This window comes from Ruminococcus sp. NATIVEDY160, assembly GCF_045819885.1.
Lineage (GTDB): Bacteria > Bacillota > Clostridia > Oscillospirales > Acutalibacteraceae > Ruminococcoides.
Window position 1 is genome coordinate 472,417 of sequence record NZ_CP162391.1, and the last position, 18,924, is coordinate 491,340.

Genomic DNA, 18,924 nt, shown 5'->3' on the forward strand with positions numbered 1-18,924 from the left:
TCAGGAGGATTTTATGTATCAGGTAAAAGAAAAGGATTGGAAACAGTTTCGCAAAATGCTGCCCGAATGGCAGGAAGCATATATGGAGCGGCTGACAAAGGAATATATTGAATTGCTCAGCAGCGACATGCAGGCATCGGACAAGTTTTGGGCACTTGATAAAAGAATCAAGGACGATAAGAAGTGTACCGGCGTGATTGCGAGAGACATAAGCCGTTCACATATGTTTCAGCATATTATTGACTTGATGTATGAAGGAGCAATTACGGTAGATGATTTAAAAGAATTCAGTGAGGATTTGCGGGATACGATAAAAACAAGACAAGAAATTGACCGCAGATATTTCGGAAGCTAAAAAACAGGCTCGGTGCAAAATGCGCCGAGCCTGTTGTAGCTTTACAGGTCAAAACGATGTAATAATTTTTTCGTTCTGCTTTGCGTTCATATTGAAATGCACCGAACCTGTTTTATACCCCTTGCGGATACTCAGTATATTTCAATTTTCCTCCGTCGATATGTACTATTTCCATCCCATTCTTTTGGCTAAATCCAACATAGCAAAGCTGTATTTTTGCCATTTTTTCAATGTTATCAGTGACGGGTCGGAATAATGGATATATATGGTAATAATATAAGCTTTTGGAACATAATTCTTGAACTGTATTGCTTTGTTTAAAATAATAAAGTATACTATAATCAAAGATACCGAAAAGGAACTTGTAAAGTTCAATTCGGTAAAAAAATAGTAATTAGTGTGGGTTAGGAATGGAAAAAATACAGTTTTTGCTGACAAAAGAGGGTTTCCGCATGGACGACGTTGTCTATGCGGAAAAGGAAGCTCAAAAATATGCTCAAAAATTCGCAAAAGCATCGTATGAGACGCTGTATGAGCTGGCATTTCGGGAGCGTCCGGAGTGCTTTGATGCGGCGGGCATGTTTCTGTATCAGGTGGCGGAAAGCTTCACTGAGGCGCTTGTCAACACCTCGGGCTTGGAGCTGAGCCGAGAGAAAACGGAGCTTGTGCCGAACGAGGAAACAATTGAAATCTTGCTCGATTCCGTACCGTTTGTATTAGGTGCGGAATTTGTTACGCGAGCGTGGATCAAGCGGCAGTACCGCAAGCTGCTGGCGGTTTTCGCAAAGCAAATCAAAAGCTATCCCGGTAAGGTGTCGCTTTATTTTGCGGAGAAAAGCCAGAAGCTTCATGTCCCCGAGCGCGTCTTTTTTCATTTGGTGGAGAGCGATGAGGAGGATTTTCCCTTCGCATTTCTGGCGACCTATGCCACAAAGGGCGACGGCGGACGCGTGCGCCATGTGCCGCTGCAATACGCGCTGACCGAGTACCGCGACGAGCGGTCAAAGCTCTTGGAGCTGCTGTCCTGCCTGAACAAGGCGGCGGAGGTATCCGATCTGATTGGCGGATTCATGGAAAGCGGCGAGCTGTTCCATCCGCTGCGCTTCACTGCCGACGAAGCGTATCAATTTCTCAATGACGTTCCCGCGCTGGAGAACTGCGGTATTCTCTGTCGTATTCCAAACTGGTGGAAGAAACGCTACAGCGCGTTCGCTATGACAGTCAAGATGGGTGAGGATAAGCCCTCGCTGTTAGGTTTGGACGCGGTATTACATATGGCGCCGTCGCTCACGGTCGGCGGCGTTCCGCTGACGGAGCAGGAGATCCGCGATCTGCTCGGACAGACCGAGGGCTTGTCGTTTATAAAAGGCAAGTGGATCGAGGTCAACCACGCAAGGCTGAGAAAATTGCTCGCCGATATGAAGCAATACGACGGCGATATTACGCTGCTCGACGCTCTCCGTTCTGAGATCAAAACCGCGCCCGAAGACGAGGACGACGCGCCCGTCGTCACCAACGGAAAATGGCTGGGCGGCTTATTGAAGAGCCTGCGCAATCCGCGCAAACAGAAGAGCGTCGGCGTTCCCGACGGCTTCAGCGGTGAGCTGCGTCCGTATCAGGAGGTAGGGTATCAGTGGCTCTTACAAATGAATCGGCTGGGCTTCGGCGCGTGTTTAGCGGACGATATGGGACTCGGCAAAACCGTTCAGATTTTGGCTTTTCTGGAAGCCCTGAGAGCGCAAAAGCCAAAGGGCAGAGTGCTGCTGATTGTGCCTGCTTCTCTGCTCGGTAACTGGCAGAAGGAGGCGGCGCGGTTCGCGCCCGCGTTATCGCTTGAAATTTTGCACGGCGCGCACGCTCCCGTTTTGTCAGACAGATTGGAAGCGTCAAAGGCTTTCCTGACCATCACTACCTACCGCATGGCGATGAGCATTGAAACGCTTGAAAATGTGACGTGGGACTGCATTATTTTAGATGAAGCGCAGGCGATCAAGAATCCTGCGTCAAAGCAAACGCGGCAAATCAAAAAGCTCAATAGCCGTATGCGGATCGCCATGACGGGTACGCCGATCGAAAACGACCTCTCCAATCTCTGGTCGCTGTTTGATTTTCTCAATAAGGGCTTGCTCGGCAGCATGGAGGAATTCCGCAATTTCTGCCGCGGGTTGGAGCAGAATCCCGAGGGCTACGCGAAGCTGAAAAATATGATCGCGCCGTTTTTGCTGCGGCGTGTTAAGACTGATAAAAAAATTATTTCCGATCTGCCCGACAAGCTGGAGCAAATCGATTATGTCCCCCTTTCTCCGAAGCAGGCGGTGCTTTACCGCAAGCTGCTCGCAGAAACTGCGGAGAAGGTGGAGGAAAGCAGCGGCTTGCAGCGCAAGGGCATTGTGCTTGCCCTGCTGCTGCATCTCAAACAGATCTGCAACCATCCCGACCAGTACCTCGGCACCGAGGAGTACAGTCCGGCGCAGAGCGGCAAGTTCGAGCTGCTCAAGCAGCTGGCGCAGACGATCGCCGAAAAGCGCGAGCGTGTGTTGGTGTTCACGCAGTTCAGGGAGCTGACGGGACATTTGGACGACTATCTCGCCGAGGTATTCGGCAGACGCGGCGGGGTGATCCACGGCGGCGTTCCCGTCAAGGAGCGTACCGCAATCGTCGAGCGGTTCCAGAGCGAGAGCTATGTGCCGTATCTGGTGCTTTCCGTCAAGGCGGGCGGCACCGGGCTGAATCTGACAAAGGCGAACCACGTCATTCATTTTGACCGCTGGTGGAATCCGTCGGTGGAGAATCAGGCGACCGACCGCGCGTTCCGCATCGGTCAGGACAAAAATGTGATGGTGCATAAATTCGTCTGCAAAGGCTCTGTCGAGGAAAAGATTGACGCTTTGATTTCCTCGAAAAAGGAGCTTGCCGAGAATGTCATCGGCGCGGGCGGCGAGAGCTGGATCACCGAGATGAGCAACGACGAGCTGATGAAGCTGCTGCGATTGGAGGCGTAAGAAATGGCGCGGTATTGGAATGAAATGAACTATCCTCAGCCCACCGAGGAGGAACTGAAAGAAAACGCGAAGAATACGCGGAAAAAAGCGGCAGCAAAGGGGCAGACGCTGCACCCGATCGTGATCAAATCAAGGCAGATCGCTAACAGCTGGTGGGGCAAGGCGTGGTGTCAGAATCTTGAGCGTTACGCCGATTTCGATACCAGACTGCCGCGCGGCAGACGCTATGTCCGCACGGGCGCGGTGATCGATTTGCAAATCAAAAAGGGTAAAATCCAGGCACGTGTGCAGGGTACGCGCAAAACACCCTACAAGGTGGAAATCCGTATCAGTCCGCTGTCGGAGCGGCGCATTGAGGAAATCACCGGCAAGTGCGAAACGCGCGTGGAAACGCTTGACCAGCTCGTGAACGGCGACTTCCCGAAGGAACTGAAGGACGTGTTTTTGGAGGATGGCGGACTGTTCCCCGAGCCGCGTGAAATCTCCTTTTCCTGCTCCTGCCCCGACTGGGCGGTGATGTGCAAGCATGTTGCGGCGTCCCTTTACGGCGTCGGCGCAAGGCTCGACGAGGAACCGCTGCTGTTCTTTTCACTGCGCGGCGTTGATACCAATAAATTCGTGGACGTGGTTATCTCAAGCCGCGTGGAATCCATGCTCGCAAACGTCGATAAGCCGAGCGACAGAATCATTCGGGATACAAGATTGGAAGATTTGTTCGGAGTTTTGTAGGAGGAAATCATGTATCAGGTAATCGAAAAGGATTGGAAGCTGTTCCGCAAGCTGCTGCCCGGCTGGCAGGAAGCGTATATGGAGCGGCTCGCAAAGGAATATATCGAATTGCTCAGCAGCGACAGGCAGGCGTCTGATAAATTTTGGGAGCTTGATCAACGAATCAAACAGGATAAGCGGCGCACAGGCGTGTTGGCGAGAGGGGTAAGCCGTTCCAATATGTTTCAGCTTATCATCAATCTGATTTATGAGGAAACGATTTCCGAGGACGACTTAAAAGAGTTTAGCGAAAGCCTTCGTGAGAATATCCATGTATGGCTCGAAATTGACAGAAGATATCGTGATGAATAAAAACAGGCTCTGCACAGAATTGCCGTCGTGCGGAGCCTGTTAATTTTCAGATTTATAAATTTTTATTCTTATTTCCTGTCTATCATCCCATAGTTACGCAATTCCCGATGATAAGCCGTTCTTCTGGAATACTGCTGCTTCCAATTCAACAGATAGTCGTTTTTGGACGATATCCTGCCCTCGGATTCCATGATTTCGCCGATAACTGCCGCGTATGCCGCGCATGTTGCGTAATCATTACGCAGATTGTATTGCATCACGTTGGCTGTGTACTGTGCGCAGTGCTTTTGCAGAATATCTAACGCGCTTTCGCGGTCGGGCAAAGGCGTATGGCTGCGGCATTTTTGCAGACAATCCCACAACATATCGGTATTATCTGAAATCTCGCTTATACCAAGTCCTTTGACATATTCTTTTGCATGGAATGGCAAAGCGGTTTCGAGAATGCGCAGCATTTCCTTGCCGCCCTCACGGATTGCACCGTCAGGATACAAAAACAGGGCGATCAACGCGGCTCCTTGCAGAAAGATTCCTGAATCATAGCTGCTGTTTGGCATAAACAAATCCGCATAAGCGTTTTGAAATTCACCGCTTAAAAAACGGCTGAATCTGACGGTACTCTCTCCAAGCCTGTTGTGCTTAAGAAAACTTTTGAAATGCTGTTCGTGATAGTCAGAAATCATTGACTGTAATTCTTCAAGGCATTTCTCATAATCGGGGTGATTCACTAAAGCACGGAGATAGTTTACGGCGGTGCTGTTTGAACGGAACGCCTCTGTCCGGCAGTATGCAGCACATTCAGCGTTGCCGAGTTTGAGCGCGGTTTCTGCAGTTTGCAAGGCTATTTCGCTTCGCACAATATCATTAGGGTCGATGCTGCCAAGAGCCTCCAACCCGGTTTCTAACCTTGCTGCGACATTGTCCTGCAAGGAAAGCACCTTTAAATACAGCTCGGGGTGAAGCTTAACAGACTGACGCGCTGTTTCCAAAGCGCTCACCGGATCAGCTTGCATTTCCATTGCTTCATCTAAATAATCGTCAGCTGCAGGATCCTCTTTGGTTTGAAGATAAAGAATCCAGTCCTTTAGAAATGCATCAAAGTCGGGCAGTTCCTTGGGAGAGTGCTGCATCAGTTCTTCCAGCGTCCAGCCCGCGAAATGGTTAAAGTGCGTTCCGACCCGATATAAGGCTGCGGCGCGCTCTTGTCCCGAAGATGTAAAGTAGACGGCGCAGGCAATATCCAACAGCATAAGTTTTGCTGAAAAATCCACAAGGTCGTACGTTTCGAGATCCTCAATATTCAGTGTATCGTCATTGTAATCCGAATACTCCCCGTCTGCCTGAACTTCTAAAATCAGCAGAATATGACCGATACGGCGGGCTTGTTCGTACTCTTCGCAGGCAATGAGCCGGTGCAGCTCCGAGCCGGCGTCTTCAATGACAGAAAGCAGGTCGTCGTTGTCTTCAAAGAGGAAATCCGGCTCGTCAGAGGCATACCAATCGTCCCACTCTTCGTTATATTCGGAATCAAGACGGTATTCACCCGAAATGATTTTGGCAAGCTCTTCATACAAATCATCAGGAACCGTTTCTTCGGTTCCAGTCTCCTCAATATAATCATCGCTTAACATGGACACTAACCAATCCCTGCGTTCCTCAGGCAAGGTCCGCGCGATATGATGGATGCTTTCTGCAAGCTCCTCCTTTGTCATTTTTGAAGTCGTTTCATCAATCGTTTTCAGAAATTGCGGTAGATTCATCATTTGTCACCCTTTTTTGAAATCTTTAGATTCAGTATAGCACCTAATGACGTGAATTACAACGAAAAACAGGTTCGGCGTAACAGAAATTACACCGAGCCTGTTTTATACCCCTTGCGGATATACACCGCTGACGAGTATTCCTTCGTCAATATATACTACCTCCAACCCATTCTGTTGTGCAAGTCCAACACAGCAAAGCAGAATTTTTGCCAGTTTTTCAATGTTATCTGTGACGGGTCACCCTCGCGGATACGCAGCGTTCGTCTGATTTCTTTGGGGATAACCACCCTGCCGAGGTCGTCGATACGCCGCACTATTCCGGTAGCTTTCATATCCAAATCTCCTTAAAGAATTATTTAGCAAATGTTTTGCAAGATTATTGTTTGGAATAGAAAAATTTTTATGCGTGTCTTTCAGCATTGGAGAAAATTGGAAAGTGATCGACATGCTGAAAGCACAGAAATTATTTATTTGATTAGTGTTATACGTGAGTTTTTGAATACTTGTTGGATAATATTATCGTTTTTTCGCTTTGATCAAAGGCGATGCCGCCCGGGGAATGATCCAGTCGATGGACGAAAGCACAAATCGTGTCGCTTTAACCTCGGGAAGCGCAATGAAATGGGATAACACGAATCAATGTGAATGCCTGTAATTTATGTATTAAGAAAATAATTTTAAATAACAGATATTTGTTGCGGTTTTGTTATACTCGGTGTGATATACTTTAGCTACAGTCAAGGAAATAACCCTACAGAAAAGGAGATAGCTATGAAATATATTCTCACTACCGAAAACTTAACCAAAACATACGGACAGAAGGACGCCGCAAAGGATATAAATATTCACATTCGCGAGGGCTCGATTTACGGCCTGATCGGAAGAAACGGCGCCGGTAAAACTACCGTTATGAGAATGATAAGCGGATTGTCAAAGCCAACCAGCGGCACATATCAGATGTACGGCGAGCATAAGTTCGGCGTAGGAGTGCTGATAGAAAGCCCCGGAATATATCCGAACATGTCGGCTCAGGAGAACCTCAGGCTCAAATGTATCGGAATGGGCTGCTACACAAAGGAATATGTTCAGCAGCTTCTCGAAACGGTAGGACTTGAAAACACAGGCAAGAAGAACGCGGGATCGTTCTCGCTCGGTATGCGTCAGCGTTTGGGTATAGCTCTCGCGCTGGTAGGCGACCCGAAGATGATCGTACTCGACGAGCCGATCAACGGCCTTGACCCGCAGGGTATCGTCGAAGTTAGGCAGACGCTTGAAAAGCTGAGGCAGGAAAAGGGCATTACCATTATGATTTCCAGTCATATCCTTGACGAGCTGGGAAAGCTGGCCGACAGCTACGGCATTATCCACGAGGGCAGACTGCTCGACGAGTTTTCGATCGACGAGCTGTCCGGCCGCTGCGAGCAGCACGTTGTCATTAATACACAAAGCACCGACAGCGCGCTCGCGGTATTAAGGAATGCGGGCTTTGCTCAGACAAAGATTAACGGCGACGGCGCTGTCTGCGTCGACAACGCGATAGACAGAACCGCAGAGATCAACAGGCTGCTTGTAAACAGCGGCATTGACGTAAAGGAAATATTCATCAAGAACATTTCGCTTGAGGACTATTACCTCAGCGTGACCGGAGGTGCACATAATGGCTAATCTTATTAAAATGGATTTACGCAGACTTTTTTTATCAAAGGTGTTTTATATCACCATGGGTATAGTGGCATTTTTGAATATCGTTATCTTGACGGCAATACCGCTTCTAACAAAGATGTTTGCGCCGGGTGCTGAGGCGTCGGTTACAAAGCTGTCCGATATCATCGCGAACCCGTTCTCGATTCCGTGGATGATCATTGCGGTGTTCATATCTATGGTCAGCTTCTCGTACGCCGACATGGCTAACGGCTATATCAAGAATATCGCGGGACAGATCCCGCGCAAGAGCGACACTGTAGTTTCGAAGGTCGCCGTGATCGGCGTGCATAATCTAATATTCATCGCTGTATCGTCGCTCTCAATGGTTCTCGGCAACCTTATAGGCTCCGCGTTCGGAACATACACGATAGAGGCTGATCCGCTGATTATGAACGGAGTACTGACGCTCCTTCTCAAGTGGCTCCTCAGCATGGCGATATGCTCGATCCTGCTGCTTCTGACAACAGGCGTGAGAAACAAGACCCTCGCGGCGATCGTCGGCGTGATTTTCGGCACAGGCACGCTTGGTCTGGTTTACATGGGACTGAGCAGCGCGGTAACAAACATCTTCAAGACAGAGGGCTTCAACCTTGCGATGTACATGCCCGACGGTCTGATGGGCGTTGTAAACGTATCCGCTAACACAGGCGTACTCAACACTGTTATCGTGTCGGCTGTATGCATAGCGCTGTTCTTCGCACTCACGATCAGGATATTCAACACAAGAGATATCAAGTAACAATTCGTAATACCTTTTTTGCGGCAGACAAAACTCATTCGGGTGGTGTCTGCCGCCTTGTTTTCACTTGATTTTCAGCAGTCGTTTGGGTATAATTGAACTGAGGTGAGAATAATGGCAGAAGTACTTCTTTTTAACATAGAAAAAGGCAAGGCGATAAAGATAAAGAACCTTTGCCGTCAGATACATATTTCCTACCGCGAGGTGGACGGTAGCGACTACGGCGTAAGGCTTTCCGCATTGCTCGGAATGAGCGCCGACAGAAGCTCGAAGCCCTGCGGAGAGCTTGACGGAGAAATGCTGTACTTTGCGGGTTTCAACGGAGGACTGCTCAATATTTTCCTTGATCAGCTCCGCAGAAAAAAGGCGTCTGTAGCGCTCAAGGCGGTAATGACCGAAACGAATGTTGACTTCACTCCGTACGAGCTGTACTGCGAGCTGAAAAGCGAGCATGAAGCGCTGAGTCAGAGGAGATGATCCTATGATGAAGAAAATCATTCCGGCGATATTGATATGCGCTCTCGGAGGTGTTGTTGTGTTAGGCTTGTCGGGTTGCTTCGTCAAAAAATACAGGGTCGACTACTGCGGCTCAAAGGATTGCTACACGGGCGCGAAGGACTCGTACCGCGCAGGCGCTGAGGTGGTGCTCTACTACGATATGATCGCCACCGATACCGACTACTCTTTCTTCCTCGACGGCGAGAGGCTTCAGCCTTTATACGAGGAGGGAAAGGGCTACAAAATCAGCTTTGTCATGCCCGAACATGACGTGACTCTCAAGTGCGAATCGCATAATTCGATGGTGTACGAGCCTGAGGAAACAATGGAGGTTGATTACTATACAGCGGTTGTCGCTACCGCCGGAGGCGACAGGCATGACGAGATGGTGCTCAGCGATATCGGCAGGACAGACCGCGCGAAGCTCGACGTTTACTCCGCTGACGCTGATTCGGACGAAACCTGCGTGAGCTACCTTGTGCCTTATGAGGCGGTTGACCGATGCTATGAGGTAATAAAAAAAGGAAAGTTCGCCAAGTGGAATGAAAAATACTCTGATACTGCACTTGACGGCGGTATGACGGCGGTGAAATTCCGCAATGACGACGGCAGCTACACCCGCGTCTCAACCGACGCGATGCCTGACGACGGGCTTAGGCAGATGGGCGAAATCGCCGCGATAATTCGCGGATACATCAGGGACGAAAATTTAATGTAAACAAAAAACTCCCCTGCGGAAGGATTATCCTGCCGCGGGGGAGTGCTTCGTTTTGGCTTATCTTGCAATGATTATCTGAATCTGTGTGGCGTCCATAATGTTGATGTCGCCGCTTCCGTTTACGTCGGAGAGCTTTTTCGCGGTTTTGTTCAGATCGTGCGCACTGGCAATGTACATCTGGAGATAGGTGACATCCATAATATTTGAGCCGCGGTTGTTGTATACCTTGGTGAACGTGTGGTTCTCGATGTCAAGACAGATATTCCATGAATTAAAGCTGTCGCCGTATTCGTTGTAGTAGACAGTAGTGAAATGTACTCCGTCCGAGAAATCCGTGCACTGATTCGTAAAGAAGAATGTCTGTTCCATAACTAAATCCCTTAAAGTGATACCGATATCAAAAAAATGCTAAAAATTACCGATATTTACAAAATATACTATACATAATGTTACCATATGCGCGTTTTTTAGTCAAAAAAATTTCCGCTTTGTCACCACGCTCGCGGTGAAAAAGCGGAAAAATATTACTTGTTGACCGAGATATCGCGATCCTTCTTTTTGGTGCGGTCGGAGAGCAGATTATACGCTTTTCGCTCTCGCCCTTTTCTGGAGGCGCGGCGTGCTCAAAGAGCATCTGACCGTTGTCGTAGAGGAAGCGGTTGATGAAGGTGCGCGCCTTGTCAACGCGTCTGACGCGGATATAGCCGCTGTCGCAGTTGGCGAGCACGAGCTGGCTCTCGAGCAGGGTAGAGAAGAAATACAGCCGTGTGTGACGGAGGTTCTTGTATTTGCCTATCAGCTCGAGCGCGTCGTTGGTATTTGCCTGTTCGTTGTCGCTGATACAGAAGAAGTAAACGCGGCGCTTTTTGCTGTGGAGCTTGAAGTTTACCGCGGTGATCGGCTTGTTAAGACAGGTGGCGTTCAGCTGTTCGGCACGGTCGGAGAAGGGGTTGCTCTCGCCGCCCGACGAGTCGATGACGTCGCAGAAGATTATTCCCGCCTTCGGGTGGTTTTGTGAGATGTCCGAGGCAAAGGTTATCGACTACTCGTTGAGCTGAGAAAAGACATAGACGTCCTTGCCGTAGGAGAGAGCGAGCTTTGTGCTTGCGCGAACCTTCGAGAACAGCGAGAGGATATAGCCTAAGCTGAGGAAGGGACAGACAAAGCAGATAACCATCAGGAAAAGGGAGTAAAAATTATATGCCGAGGGATTAATGCTGTGTGTAGGATTTATAAAGTCGATATCCGTCAGCGCGAATGAACGCATCGCGCGGTTGATCGACATCAGGATTGATTTGAGTACCGCCGCGCCGCCTTTACCGTATTTATCAAGCTGGATCGGGAAGAACATGACGACCTGCGCGAGGAAGAAGCCTAGAAACAGAATCTTGATAGCTGACGACAGCTTTTTTTCTTTTGAAAACGCGCATACGCACAAACAGCGGAACCGTTACGGCGATTATCAGCGCGGAGATAATAAGACAGATGTACCAGAGCATATGGATACCCCCTTTGTAATATCTTCGACAACATTATACTTGATTACAGCAAGCACTGTCAATTACTATTTAAAAATGAGCGGCAATTATTTTACCGCAAAGTCAAAACGGAGAACGACTTGACAAATTTATTAAAAGGACTACAATATTATAGGAAATAAAATAATAAAGAGGTATCAACATGGAAAAAAAGCAATTTAAATCCGAGTCCAAGCGTCTGCTGGATCTGATGATTAACTCTATCTACACTCACAAGGAAATCTTCCTCCGCGAGCTGATTTCAAACGCGAGCGACGCGATCGACAAGCTCTGTTTTATCGCACTGACCGACGACAAGCTCGGCATGACCCGCAGCGACTTCTTCATCGAGCTTCGCGCCGACAAGGACAGCCGCACGCTCACTATCACCGACAACGGCATCGGCATGGACAGAGATGACCTCGAGAACAACCTCGGCACTATTGCGTCCTCCGGCTCGTACAAGTTCAAGCAGGAGCTTGAAAACAAATCGGACGATATCGACATCATCGGTCAGTTCGGCGTAGGCTTCTACTCCGCCTTCATGGTCGCAAAGCACATCACCGTGATCACAAAGAAGTACGGCTGCGACACCGCTTTCCGCTGGGAATCCTCGGGCGCTGACGGCTACACAATCGAGGAATGCGACCGCGAGAATCTCGGTACAGAGATCATTCTCGAGCTCAAGGACAACACCGACGACGAGAGCTATGACGAGTTCCTCGAGCAGTACCGCATTCAGGGACTTGTTAAGAGATATTCCGACTATATCCGCTACCCGATCGTTATGGAAATGTCAAAGAGCCGCGTCAAGGAGGAAACCAAGGACAGCGATCACCCCGAGTATGAGGAGTATTTCGAGCGCGAAACCCTCAACAGCATGGTTCCTATCTGGCAGCGTCCCAAGAAGGACGTCACCCAGGACGAGTACGACAAGTTCTATCAGGAAAAGTTCATGGCGATGGAGAAGCCTATCCGCACAATCGTCACCTCCGTCGAGGGAGTTGTCACATACAAGGCTCTGCTCTATATCCCGACCTCAACTCCCTACGACTACTACACCAAGGAGTACAAGAAGGGTCTGCAGCTTTATTCAAGCGGCGTTCTCATTACAGACAACTGCGAGGAGCTCGTGCCCGAGCACTTCCGCTTTGTAAAGGGTATCGTCGACACCGCCGATCTCTCGCTCAACATTTCGCGCGAGATGCTGCAGCATGACCGTCACCTGCTCACGATCGCCCAGAACCTCGAGAAGAAGGTCAAGAACGAGCTGACCTCCATGCTCAACAACAGCCGCGAGGACTACGAGAAGTTCTTCAAGGCGTTTGGCAGACAGCTCAAGTACGGCGTTGTTTCCGACTACGGCATGCACAAGGACGAGCTTGTCGACCTGCTGCTCTTCTACTCCTCAACCGAGAAGAAGCCGGTGACCCTCTCCGAGTACGTTGACCGCATGAATGAAGAACAGAAGTTCATCTACTTTGCTACAGGCGAAAACGCCGCGGCGATCGACGCTCTGCCCCAGACCGAGCTGCTCCGCTCAAAGGGCTTTGAGATTCTCTACTGCACCGAGGACGTGGACGAGTTCACCCTCCAGACGCTCATGACCTACAAGGAGAAGAAGTTCTGCTCCGCCACAAACGACGACCTCGGCATCGAGAACGACGAGGAAAAGACCGACGAAAAGGACATCTCTGCGGTTCTGACCTTCGTCAAGGAAACCCTCGGCAGCAAGGTCGCTGAGGTTGAGGCTTCAAAGAAGCTTGTATCCCACCCCGTCTGCCTGACCGCGAAGGGCGGTATCTCGTTCGAGATGGAGAAGTACTTCAACGCCGTCCAGCCCGACAGCGGCATGAAGGCTCAGCGCGTGCTCGAGCTCAACATGAACCACGCCGCCGTTAAGAAGATGGAGGAGCTGATTCAGACCGACATCGACAAGGCGCGCAAGTACGCCGAGGTTCTCTACTGCCAGGCTCTGCTTATCGCGGGTCTGCCGCTCGAGAATCCCTCCGAGTACACCGACCTCGTCTGCTCGCTGATGTAAAATAAAAAATAAAACCTTGTATCCGTCTGGGTACAAGGTTTTTGTTTTAGCTGCGTTTTCTGAGCCGCTTAACTTCGGCGCTGTAGTCCGCGGCAAGGGCTTTCAGCTCGTCGCGGGTCACTGTCAGCTCGCTGCCCGTGATTTCGTTTGTGATCTCCGCGTCGCGTCCATTTAGTTTTAGCGTGAAGATGTTTCCGCTGAGCTCGCCGTCGCCCTCAGCTTTGAGCAGGGCGTTGATTTCCTTCAAAATGCTTCTTTCCGCGAGCAGGAACTCACCCGCGAGAGTGTATCGGTTGTCGGCAAAAACCGCGATGGGTATTGTTTTTCTGCCTTCCTTGATTCTGAACGTGTATTCCATCATCAGTCCTCCTCATAAATCGGATAGGCTGTAGTGATTTTCTTGTTGTTGTCGAGATACATGTCGATTTCCAGATCTCCGCTGTAGCCGATCCAAAGCTCTCCGTGCGGGTTGTCGGAGTCCGAGAGAGCGTCGTCATACGCCTTGTTTATCGCGTCGACAACCTCCTGCGGCGACCAGTCGGCAGGGTAGAAGGACGAGAAGCCGTTCTTTTTCACGCCGTCGACCTCGACCTTTGCGGTGAAAACTCCGTGGCTGTCGGGTTCGCTCTCGGTGCCCGCGATAATCTTTCCCTTGCTGTCGCTTATGCTGCTGTAGTGGTAGCCCGTCGCCTTGCCCTTTGAGTTGATCGTGCCGTCAAAGATGTGCTCGAGCGCTTTTTTCGAGAAATTCGAGGTGCCGCTGAGCTTTTTGACGTCTGCCATCTTGTATGTCTTGCCCGCGGTTTTGCTCTCGGCTTTTGAAGATGACGAGCCGCTTTCTTTGGTCGCGTCGGGGTCGAGCGCGTTTTTAGCTTCGTCAATACCCGAGGCGATGTCCTTCTTTGCGTCGTTGAGGTCGGACTCGATCTCGCTTCTCGCGCTGTTCAGATCCGACTCAACCTCGCTCATGGCGCTGCTCAGCTCGGATTTCAGGTCATGGTTGACCTGCCTGATGATTCCGCAGCCGCCGAGCGACGAAACGCCCAGAGCGGCGGTGAGCAGGATTGCGATCAGTTTCCTTTTCATTATCTCACTCCTTAAAGATTATTTCGTAAAGGCATTCACGCCGCTCACCCTCGGTCAGGCGGTTGAACCTGCCTCCGTGGGTCTCAACGTAGTGCATGCCGAGCTTTTCCATAACGCGCTTCGACGCCGTGTTCTCGCTGTCGCAGTGGGCGATGAAGCGGTCAAGTCCCATTGCCTTGCGGAAGTGCTCCATCAGTCCCTTTGCCGCCTCAACAGCGTAGCCGTTGCCCCAGCAGTCGCGGCGGATTATCCATCCGAGCTCGCCTCTGGTGTAGTCGCCCTCAAAGTACATCGTCATGCCGCCGATATGCTCTCCGTCGCGCAAAACCGCGAACTCGCATATGTCGGGCTGAGGCTTCTGCCACTCGCGCCCGGCGCTGCGGAGAAATTCTCTGACCTCGTCGCGATCTTCCTTCGGAAGGTATACCATCAGCCTTGCGTTATCGGCATTCATGGCGTAGGCGCAGGCGCTGTCGAGGAACGCCTCGGAGATAGGAACAAGCGTAAGCCTTTCGGTTTTTATCTTCATATTATCACCATAATAATTGTATAATAAGACTGACCAAATGTCAATCAAAACAAAATTTTTTCAACAAATTGTATGCCTTGTACAAATCTGTTTCAGGGTGGCAATATTTCGGCAAATAGCAATATTAGCGTTGAAAAAGCGCAAAAAGTGTGATATAATGAAGTTGCCTGTATGGAAACTCAAACAGTAATTTGAGAGGGTATGAACATGGACAGTTACAGTATTTTATTGAAAGTAATTATGGCTCTCGGCGGCCTCGGACTGTTTCTCATCGGTATGAAAAACATGGGCGAGGGCCTGGAGCTTGCCGCAGGTAACAAACTGAGGACCCTGCTGCAAAAAATCACGAGCAACAAGTTTTTTGCTATGCTCGTAGGCACGCTCGTCACCGCCGTAATCCAGAGCTCATCGGCTACCGACGCGATGGTCGTCGGTTTTGCGAACGCGGGTCTGATGGAGCTCGGCCAGGCAATCGGCGTGCTCTTCGGAGCGAAAATCGGTACCACCGTCACGTCGCTGCTGATGGCGATCGACATCAAGGCGTTTGTGCCGATCTTTATCTTCCTCGGCGCGATCATCATTACCTTCAGCCACAAGAACAACCGCAAATACTACGGCCAGATCGCCGCGGGCTTCGGCATGCTCTTCCTCGGTCTTTCACTGATGAGCGACAACCTCAAGTGGATGGGCGAGAGCAGTGCTTTTGTCAGCATAGCCGACAACCTTTCCTTCCCGCTGTTGGGCATTTTGGTGGGCTTCGTCTTTACGGCGATTATCCAGAGCTCCTCGGCTTCCGTAGGTATCCTCATGGCTCTCGCCATGGCGGGCGTTATCACCGACCTCAACCAGGCGGTTTTCGTTATCTACGGCTTCAACGTCGGCGCGTGCTCGGCGGCGTTTATCTCCTCGCTCGGAGCTAACCGCGTAGCAAAGCAGATCGCGCTATCGAACTTCCTTATCTCGGGAATCGGCGCGATAATCATGACGCTGCTGACGATATTCCTGCCGTTCACCACGTGGGTAAATATGCTGCTGCCGGCGGACAAATTAGGTCTGCCCGCTCAGATCTCGGCAACCCACATCTTCTTCAATATCGCGATCACAGTGATCCTGCTTCCGTTCTCCAACCTCATTCTCAAGCTGACGACGCTTATCCTGCCCGAGCATGACGAGGACAAGGAGAAGATGGCCGCGGTTTACCTCGATACCCGACTCCTCACCACACCGCCGATGGCTGTACTCTCTGTTGAGAACGAGTGCAAGCGTCTCGGCGACCTCGCGCGCAAAAACTACATGTACGCGATGAAGGCGTTCTTTGAGCAGAATCAGAAGATCATCGCCAAGGTTGAGAAGAATGAGAAGGTCATTGACTACCTCACCAGCGAGATCACGCGCTTTATCGTAAAGATCAACGGTCTTGATATCCTCGACAGCGACCGCAAAACCATGGGCGTTATGTACTCCGCGATTCAGGATATGGAGCGCATAGGCGACCACGCGGAGAATATAATCGACTGCACCAAGCAGATGATAGAAGGCAAGATGAAGTTCACCGACACCGCCATGCAGGAGCTTCATAACCTCGACGAGCTGACCACAAAGCTGCTCAACGACGGTCTGACGCTCTTTAACGCGCAGGATATGGACTTCTCGCTCGCAAAGACGATCATCGAAACCGAAAGCTCGCTCGACAGCCATGTAAAGGTCTACAAGTACAACCACATCGGCAGAATGAACGCGGGCATCTGCAGCGCAGAAAACGGCACGGTATTCCTCGATATGCTCACTATCCTCGAGCGCGTAGGCGACCACGCAAACAACGTAGCCTTCTCTATCCCGAGAAACAAGCTCGGCAATATCGTCAAGAAGGCATAATAGATCCGGATAAACAAACGCGCGGGCTCAGACAGTGTCCGCGCTGTTTTTTGGTAATTTTCCGTCGGCACTTGACGAAATTCGCACTTTTGTTGTATAATGATAACCTGATAATACAATTGTTGTTTTAACATAGTTTGCAAGGTGAAATAATGAAAAGATATCTGATAATTCCGCTGCTCGCGGTAATGCTGCTCTTTGCCGCCTGCGGCAAGGAAGAAAGCTCAGGCGCGTCCGAGACAACAGCGGCAACCCTGAGCGAGGCTACCCGCAGTCAGGCGGCGTCAACCGCACATGCGACCACGGCGCAGCAGACCACAGCTCCCGAGGGAACGACGAAGGCTGAGTCAACCACGGCTCCGTCCACAACAAAACCCCAGGCTACCTCGAAGCCCGTACAGGACAACATTCCGCCCGACACGATCACAGCGGGTCATGTGAATCCTTATCTCGGATATATTCAGGGCAACGTCATCAACGAGATAAACGAGCTTGCGGTTACAGGCCTGAGCCTCGCCCGCGACAGCGTGACACTCGACAAGGGCGATACTGCTGAGGTTGAGGTAAGTATCGAGCCGTCGAATGCTGCCAACAAGCGCATTGCCGTCGCAACGGACAGTTCCTGTGTCAAGGCGGAGTACAAGAGCGGAACGCTTTACCTGACCGCCTTAAAGGAGGGCAGGTGCAACGTTACCCTGACCTCTCACAACGGACTGCACGTCGGCTGCGTTGTTACCGTCAACGGCAGCGATAAAGAGGATATTCCCGAGGAAACTACCGAACCCGCGACAGAGCCCGCGACGGAGCCTTCCGAGGAACCAACCGAATAACGCAAAAAGAAAGGAGCCGTAAGGCTCCTTTTGTTATTTTAATATGAGCTGATTTATGGTTGTAAGCGTTAAGAATAATACCAGGAGGATAAGCGTAATGATCGTGACGGGCGCTGTGAGGAAAACCGCTGTTTTTTTCGCGCCCGAGATGGGGAAGATACTGCCCATAAGACGTTCTCTGCGCCTGATAGCGCGGACAAGCTCGATGATGCCAAGGACGATCGCCGCGATAATAATTCCGTAGATAACCAAGCTGTAGAGCACGGTCGGGATAACCGCCGCGAAGTCTCTGTTACTCAGAAGGGTTGAAAGCTCGTCTGTATCCGTGGTGCCGATAATGCTTGTAAAAATGACAGTGGTTGTATTGGTGAGAAAATGCAGCAGCATAGGTATCAGCAGCGAGCGGGTTTTCGCGAAGAGATAAGCGAACCCAAGTCCCATAACGAAGGTGTAGGGCAGCTGTTCAAGGTTGCCGTGCATCAGCGCGAACACGATCGCAGAAAAGACGACAGCGAAGCTCTGCCCCATGATTTCCGTGTGGCGGTAGACTGCCGAGCGGAAGATGATCTCCTCGAAAATCGGCGCGAATATACAGAGCGATACAAAGCTCACGATAAAGCCGCCAATGCCGTCGCCGAAGTCGAAGCTGATATCAGTAAAATTCAGATGAAGCAGACTTTTGAGAATCTGGAGAATTATGTTTGTGATTATTGACATCAGCAGCGAGAGTCCCCAGGTGATGATCATATATTTTATTATCCAACCTGCGTTCATCTGCGGCCTGCAAAATGCCTGACTCAGCCTGAGTCCCGTTTCTCTTTTGCGCGTCTTGTAGAAGATAAGCGCCGCAAGACTGCCACCTATAGGGTAGACAAAGATATACATGATCATATATACGAGCTGCTCCGGAAGAGCGATGTGCGCGAACCGTTCAAGAAGCGAAACGCCTATCTGTATCGCCGAGGCGGAGAGCTGCATAAACAGGACAAAAATCAGCACGGGAAGCGAGCTGAAGTTCGATAATCTGCGGATTTCTTTATTCATAACCATTCCTCCCGAGAATAATGTAACACACGGAGGTGTGATTGTCAATGAAGTGAATAAAAAAATGTCGGGATTTCCGTGATAATTCTACAGGAAAAAACTGTTTTTAGTCGATTTTTGTTGCAATATGAGCAGAAAAA

General features: G+C 50.3%; 19 protein-coding genes and 1 pseudogene. 12 read left to right on the top strand and 8 right to left on the bottom strand.

What is annotated here, in order from left to right:
* Positions 1 to 13: 13 nt before the first annotated feature.
* The 4 genes from AB1I49_RS02260 to AB1I49_RS02275 all read left to right on the top strand — a co-directional run bounded on the left by AB1I49_RS02260 (position 14) and on the right by AB1I49_RS02275 (position 4,437).
* On the top strand, positions 14 to 355 hold the full coding sequence (locus AB1I49_RS02260) for a multidrug transporter (RefSeq protein ID WP_407721286.1): 342 nt from the start codon (positions 14 to 16) through the stop codon (positions 353 to 355).
* A 410-nt stretch (positions 356 to 765) separates the two neighbouring features.
* Positions 766 to 3,357: a DEAD/DEAH box helicase gene (locus AB1I49_RS02265; RefSeq protein ID WP_407721287.1), complete on the top strand. Its 2,592-nt coding sequence runs from the start codon at positions 766 to 768 to the stop codon at positions 3,355 to 3,357.
* 3 nt (positions 3,358 to 3,360) lie between these two features.
* Positions 3,361 to 4,086, top strand: a complete 726-nt coding sequence (locus AB1I49_RS02270; protein ID WP_316610814.1) for an SWIM zinc finger family protein — start codon at positions 3,361 to 3,363, stop codon at positions 4,084 to 4,086.
* A gap of 9 nt (positions 4,087 to 4,095) precedes the next feature.
* Positions 4,096 to 4,437 (top strand): multidrug transporter, encoded by a 342-nt coding sequence (locus AB1I49_RS02275; RefSeq protein ID WP_316610813.1) that lies wholly within the window; start codon positions 4,096 to 4,098, stop codon positions 4,435 to 4,437.
* 68 nt (positions 4,438 to 4,505) lie between these two features.
* Here the strand turns inward: AB1I49_RS02275 and AB1I49_RS02280 are convergent, their stop codons facing one another.
* Both AB1I49_RS02280 and AB1I49_RS02285 read right to left on the bottom strand, forming a co-directional pair.
* Positions 4,506 to 6,200 carry a hypothetical protein gene (locus AB1I49_RS02280; RefSeq protein ID WP_407721288.1) on the bottom strand — a complete coding sequence of 565 codons (1,695 nt, stop codon included), beginning with the start codon at positions 6,198 to 6,200 and terminating at the stop codon, positions 4,506 to 4,508.
* Between the two features lie 224 nt (positions 6,201 to 6,424).
* A pseudogene (locus AB1I49_RS02285) lies at positions 6,425 to 6,532 on the bottom strand (AbrB/MazE/SpoVT family DNA-binding domain-containing protein); the annotation flags it as partial.
* Positions 6,533 to 6,971: 439 nt separating this feature from the next.
* Here AB1I49_RS02285 and AB1I49_RS02290 point away from each other — a divergent pair.
* The 4 genes from AB1I49_RS02290 to AB1I49_RS02305 all read left to right on the top strand — a co-directional run bounded on the left by AB1I49_RS02290 (position 6,972) and on the right by AB1I49_RS02305 (position 9,859).
* Positions 6,972 to 7,865, top strand: a complete 894-nt coding sequence (locus AB1I49_RS02290) for an ATP-binding cassette domain-containing protein (protein ID WP_316610822.1) — start codon at positions 6,972 to 6,974, stop codon at positions 7,863 to 7,865.
* Positions 7,858 to 8,643, top strand: a complete 786-nt coding sequence (locus AB1I49_RS02295) for a hypothetical protein (protein ID WP_316610823.1) — start codon at positions 7,858 to 7,860, stop codon at positions 8,641 to 8,643. Before AB1I49_RS02290 ends, AB1I49_RS02295 begins: the two co-directional genes overlap by 8 nt.
* A gap of 114 nt (positions 8,644 to 8,757) precedes the next feature.
* Positions 8,758 to 9,120: a DUF3783 domain-containing protein gene (locus AB1I49_RS02300; protein ID WP_316610824.1), complete on the top strand. Its 363-nt coding sequence runs from the start codon at positions 8,758 to 8,760 to the stop codon at positions 9,118 to 9,120.
* Between the two features lie 4 nt (positions 9,121 to 9,124).
* The gene (locus AB1I49_RS02305) at positions 9,125 to 9,859 is read left to right on the top strand and encodes a hypothetical protein (protein ID WP_316612323.1); all 735 of its coding nucleotides are present in this window, start codon (positions 9,125 to 9,127) and stop codon (positions 9,857 to 9,859) included.
* A 57-nt stretch (positions 9,860 to 9,916) separates the two neighbouring features.
* Here AB1I49_RS02305 and AB1I49_RS02310 read toward each other — a convergent pair whose 3' ends face one another.
* A complete protein-coding gene (locus tag AB1I49_RS02310; protein WP_316612320.1) occupies positions 9,917 to 10,228 on the bottom strand; it encodes a dockerin type I repeat-containing protein in 312 nt (103 codons plus the stop codon).
* Between the two features lie 250 nt (positions 10,229 to 10,478).
* Between AB1I49_RS02310 and AB1I49_RS02315 the strand changes: the two genes are divergently transcribed.
* Positions 10,479 to 10,877, top strand: a complete 399-nt coding sequence (locus tag AB1I49_RS02315) for a hypothetical protein (RefSeq protein WP_316612319.1) — start codon at positions 10,479 to 10,481, stop codon at positions 10,875 to 10,877.
* Between the two features lie 24 nt (positions 10,878 to 10,901).
* On the opposite strand, the gene AB1I49_RS02320 is transcribed toward AB1I49_RS02315, so the two are convergent.
* On the bottom strand, positions 10,902 to 11,297 hold the full coding sequence (locus tag AB1I49_RS02320) for a hypothetical protein (protein ID WP_316612317.1): 396 nt from the start codon (positions 11,295 to 11,297) through the stop codon (positions 10,902 to 10,904).
* Positions 11,298 to 11,539: 242 nt separating this feature from the next.
* Here AB1I49_RS02320 and htpG point away from each other — a divergent pair, with 242 nt between their 5' ends.
* Positions 11,540 to 13,420: a molecular chaperone HtpG gene (htpG, locus tag AB1I49_RS02325; RefSeq protein WP_407721289.1), complete on the top strand. Its 1,881-nt coding sequence runs from the start codon at positions 11,540 to 11,542 to the stop codon at positions 13,418 to 13,420.
* Between the two features lie 46 nt (positions 13,421 to 13,466).
* Here htpG and AB1I49_RS02330 read toward each other — a convergent pair whose 3' ends face one another.
* Genes AB1I49_RS02330 through AB1I49_RS02340 form a run of 3 tightly spaced genes read right to left on the bottom strand, consistent with a single transcriptional unit; the run spans position 13,467 to position 15,035 of the window.
* Entirely contained in the window at positions 13,467 to 13,781 is a 315-nt protein-coding gene (locus tag AB1I49_RS02330) for a hypothetical protein (protein WP_407721290.1), read from the bottom strand.
* Complete coding sequence (locus tag AB1I49_RS02335) at positions 13,781 to 14,506, bottom strand: EndoU domain-containing protein (RefSeq protein ID WP_316609747.1); 726 nt, start codon at positions 14,504 to 14,506, stop codon at positions 13,781 to 13,783. Before AB1I49_RS02335 ends, AB1I49_RS02330 begins: the two co-directional genes overlap by 1 nt.
* A gap of 4 nt (positions 14,507 to 14,510) precedes the next feature.
* Positions 14,511 to 15,035: a GNAT family N-acetyltransferase gene (locus tag AB1I49_RS02340; RefSeq protein ID WP_316609748.1), complete on the bottom strand. Its 525-nt coding sequence runs from the start codon at positions 15,033 to 15,035 to the stop codon at positions 14,511 to 14,513.
* A gap of 207 nt (positions 15,036 to 15,242) precedes the next feature.
* Between AB1I49_RS02340 and AB1I49_RS02345 the strand changes: the two genes are divergently transcribed.
* Together AB1I49_RS02345 and AB1I49_RS02350 are read left to right on the top strand one after the other, a co-directional pair.
* Positions 15,243 to 16,910: a Na/Pi cotransporter family protein gene (locus tag AB1I49_RS02345; RefSeq protein WP_316609750.1), complete on the top strand. Its 1,668-nt coding sequence runs from the start codon at positions 15,243 to 15,245 to the stop codon at positions 16,908 to 16,910.
* A 152-nt stretch (positions 16,911 to 17,062) separates the two neighbouring features.
* Positions 17,063 to 17,740, top strand: a complete 678-nt coding sequence (locus AB1I49_RS02350) for an Ig-like domain-containing protein (RefSeq protein ID WP_316609752.1) — start codon at positions 17,063 to 17,065, stop codon at positions 17,738 to 17,740.
* 33 nt (positions 17,741 to 17,773) lie between these two features.
* On the opposite strand, the gene AB1I49_RS02355 is transcribed toward AB1I49_RS02350, so the two are convergent.
* Positions 17,774 to 18,784, bottom strand: a complete 1,011-nt coding sequence (locus AB1I49_RS02355; protein WP_407721291.1) for a CPBP family intramembrane glutamic endopeptidase — start codon at positions 18,782 to 18,784, stop codon at positions 17,774 to 17,776.
* Positions 18,785 to 18,924: the final 140 nt, after the last annotated feature.

What these genes read in the sequence shown, in the direction of transcription:
- AB1I49_RS02260 (WP_407721286.1), top strand. Translation starts at nt 14, where the DNA reads ATGTATCAGGTAAAAGAAAAGGATTGGAAACAGTTTCGCAAAATGCTG.
- AB1I49_RS02265 (WP_407721287.1), top strand. Translation starts at nt 766, where the DNA reads ATGGAAAAAATACAGTTTTTGCTGACAAAAGAGGGTTTCCGCATGGAC.
- AB1I49_RS02270 (WP_316610814.1), top strand. Translation starts at nt 3,361, where the DNA reads ATGGCGCGGTATTGGAATGAAATGAACTATCCTCAGCCCACCGAGGAG.
- AB1I49_RS02275 (WP_316610813.1), top strand. Translation starts at nt 4,096, where the DNA reads ATGTATCAGGTAATCGAAAAGGATTGGAAGCTGTTCCGCAAGCTGCTG.
- AB1I49_RS02280 (WP_407721288.1), bottom strand. Translation starts at nt 6,200, where the DNA reads ATGATGAATCTACCGCAATTTCTGAAAACGATTGATGAAACGACTTCA.
- AB1I49_RS02290 (WP_316610822.1), top strand. Translation starts at nt 6,972, where the DNA reads ATGAAATATATTCTCACTACCGAAAACTTAACCAAAACATACGGACAG.
- AB1I49_RS02295 (WP_316610823.1), top strand. Translation starts at nt 7,858, where the DNA reads ATGGCTAATCTTATTAAAATGGATTTACGCAGACTTTTTTTATCAAAG.
- AB1I49_RS02300 (WP_316610824.1), top strand. Translation starts at nt 8,758, where the DNA reads ATGGCAGAAGTACTTCTTTTTAACATAGAAAAAGGCAAGGCGATAAAG.
- AB1I49_RS02305 (WP_316612323.1), top strand. Translation starts at nt 9,125, where the DNA reads ATGATGAAGAAAATCATTCCGGCGATATTGATATGCGCTCTCGGAGGT.
- AB1I49_RS02310 (WP_316612320.1), bottom strand. Translation starts at nt 10,228, where the DNA reads ATGGAACAGACATTCTTCTTTACGAATCAGTGCACGGATTTCTCGGAC.
- htpG (WP_407721289.1), top strand. Translation starts at nt 11,540, where the DNA reads ATGGAAAAAAAGCAATTTAAATCCGAGTCCAAGCGTCTGCTGGATCTG.
- AB1I49_RS02330 (WP_407721290.1), bottom strand. Translation starts at nt 13,781, where the DNA reads ATGATGGAATACACGTTCAGAATCAAGGAAGGCAGAAAAACAATACCC.
- AB1I49_RS02335 (WP_316609747.1), bottom strand. Translation starts at nt 14,506, where the DNA reads ATGAAAAGGAAACTGATCGCAATCCTGCTCACCGCCGCTCTGGGCGTT.
- AB1I49_RS02340 (WP_316609748.1), bottom strand. Translation starts at nt 15,035, where the DNA reads ATGAAGATAAAAACCGAAAGGCTTACGCTTGTTCCTATCTCCGAGGCG.
- AB1I49_RS02345 (WP_316609750.1), top strand. Translation starts at nt 15,243, where the DNA reads ATGGACAGTTACAGTATTTTATTGAAAGTAATTATGGCTCTCGGCGGC.
- AB1I49_RS02350 (WP_316609752.1), top strand. Translation starts at nt 17,063, where the DNA reads ATGAAAAGATATCTGATAATTCCGCTGCTCGCGGTAATGCTGCTCTTT.
- AB1I49_RS02355 (WP_407721291.1), bottom strand. Translation starts at nt 18,784, where the DNA reads ATGAATAAAGAAATCCGCAGATTATCGAACTTCAGCTCGCTTCCCGTG.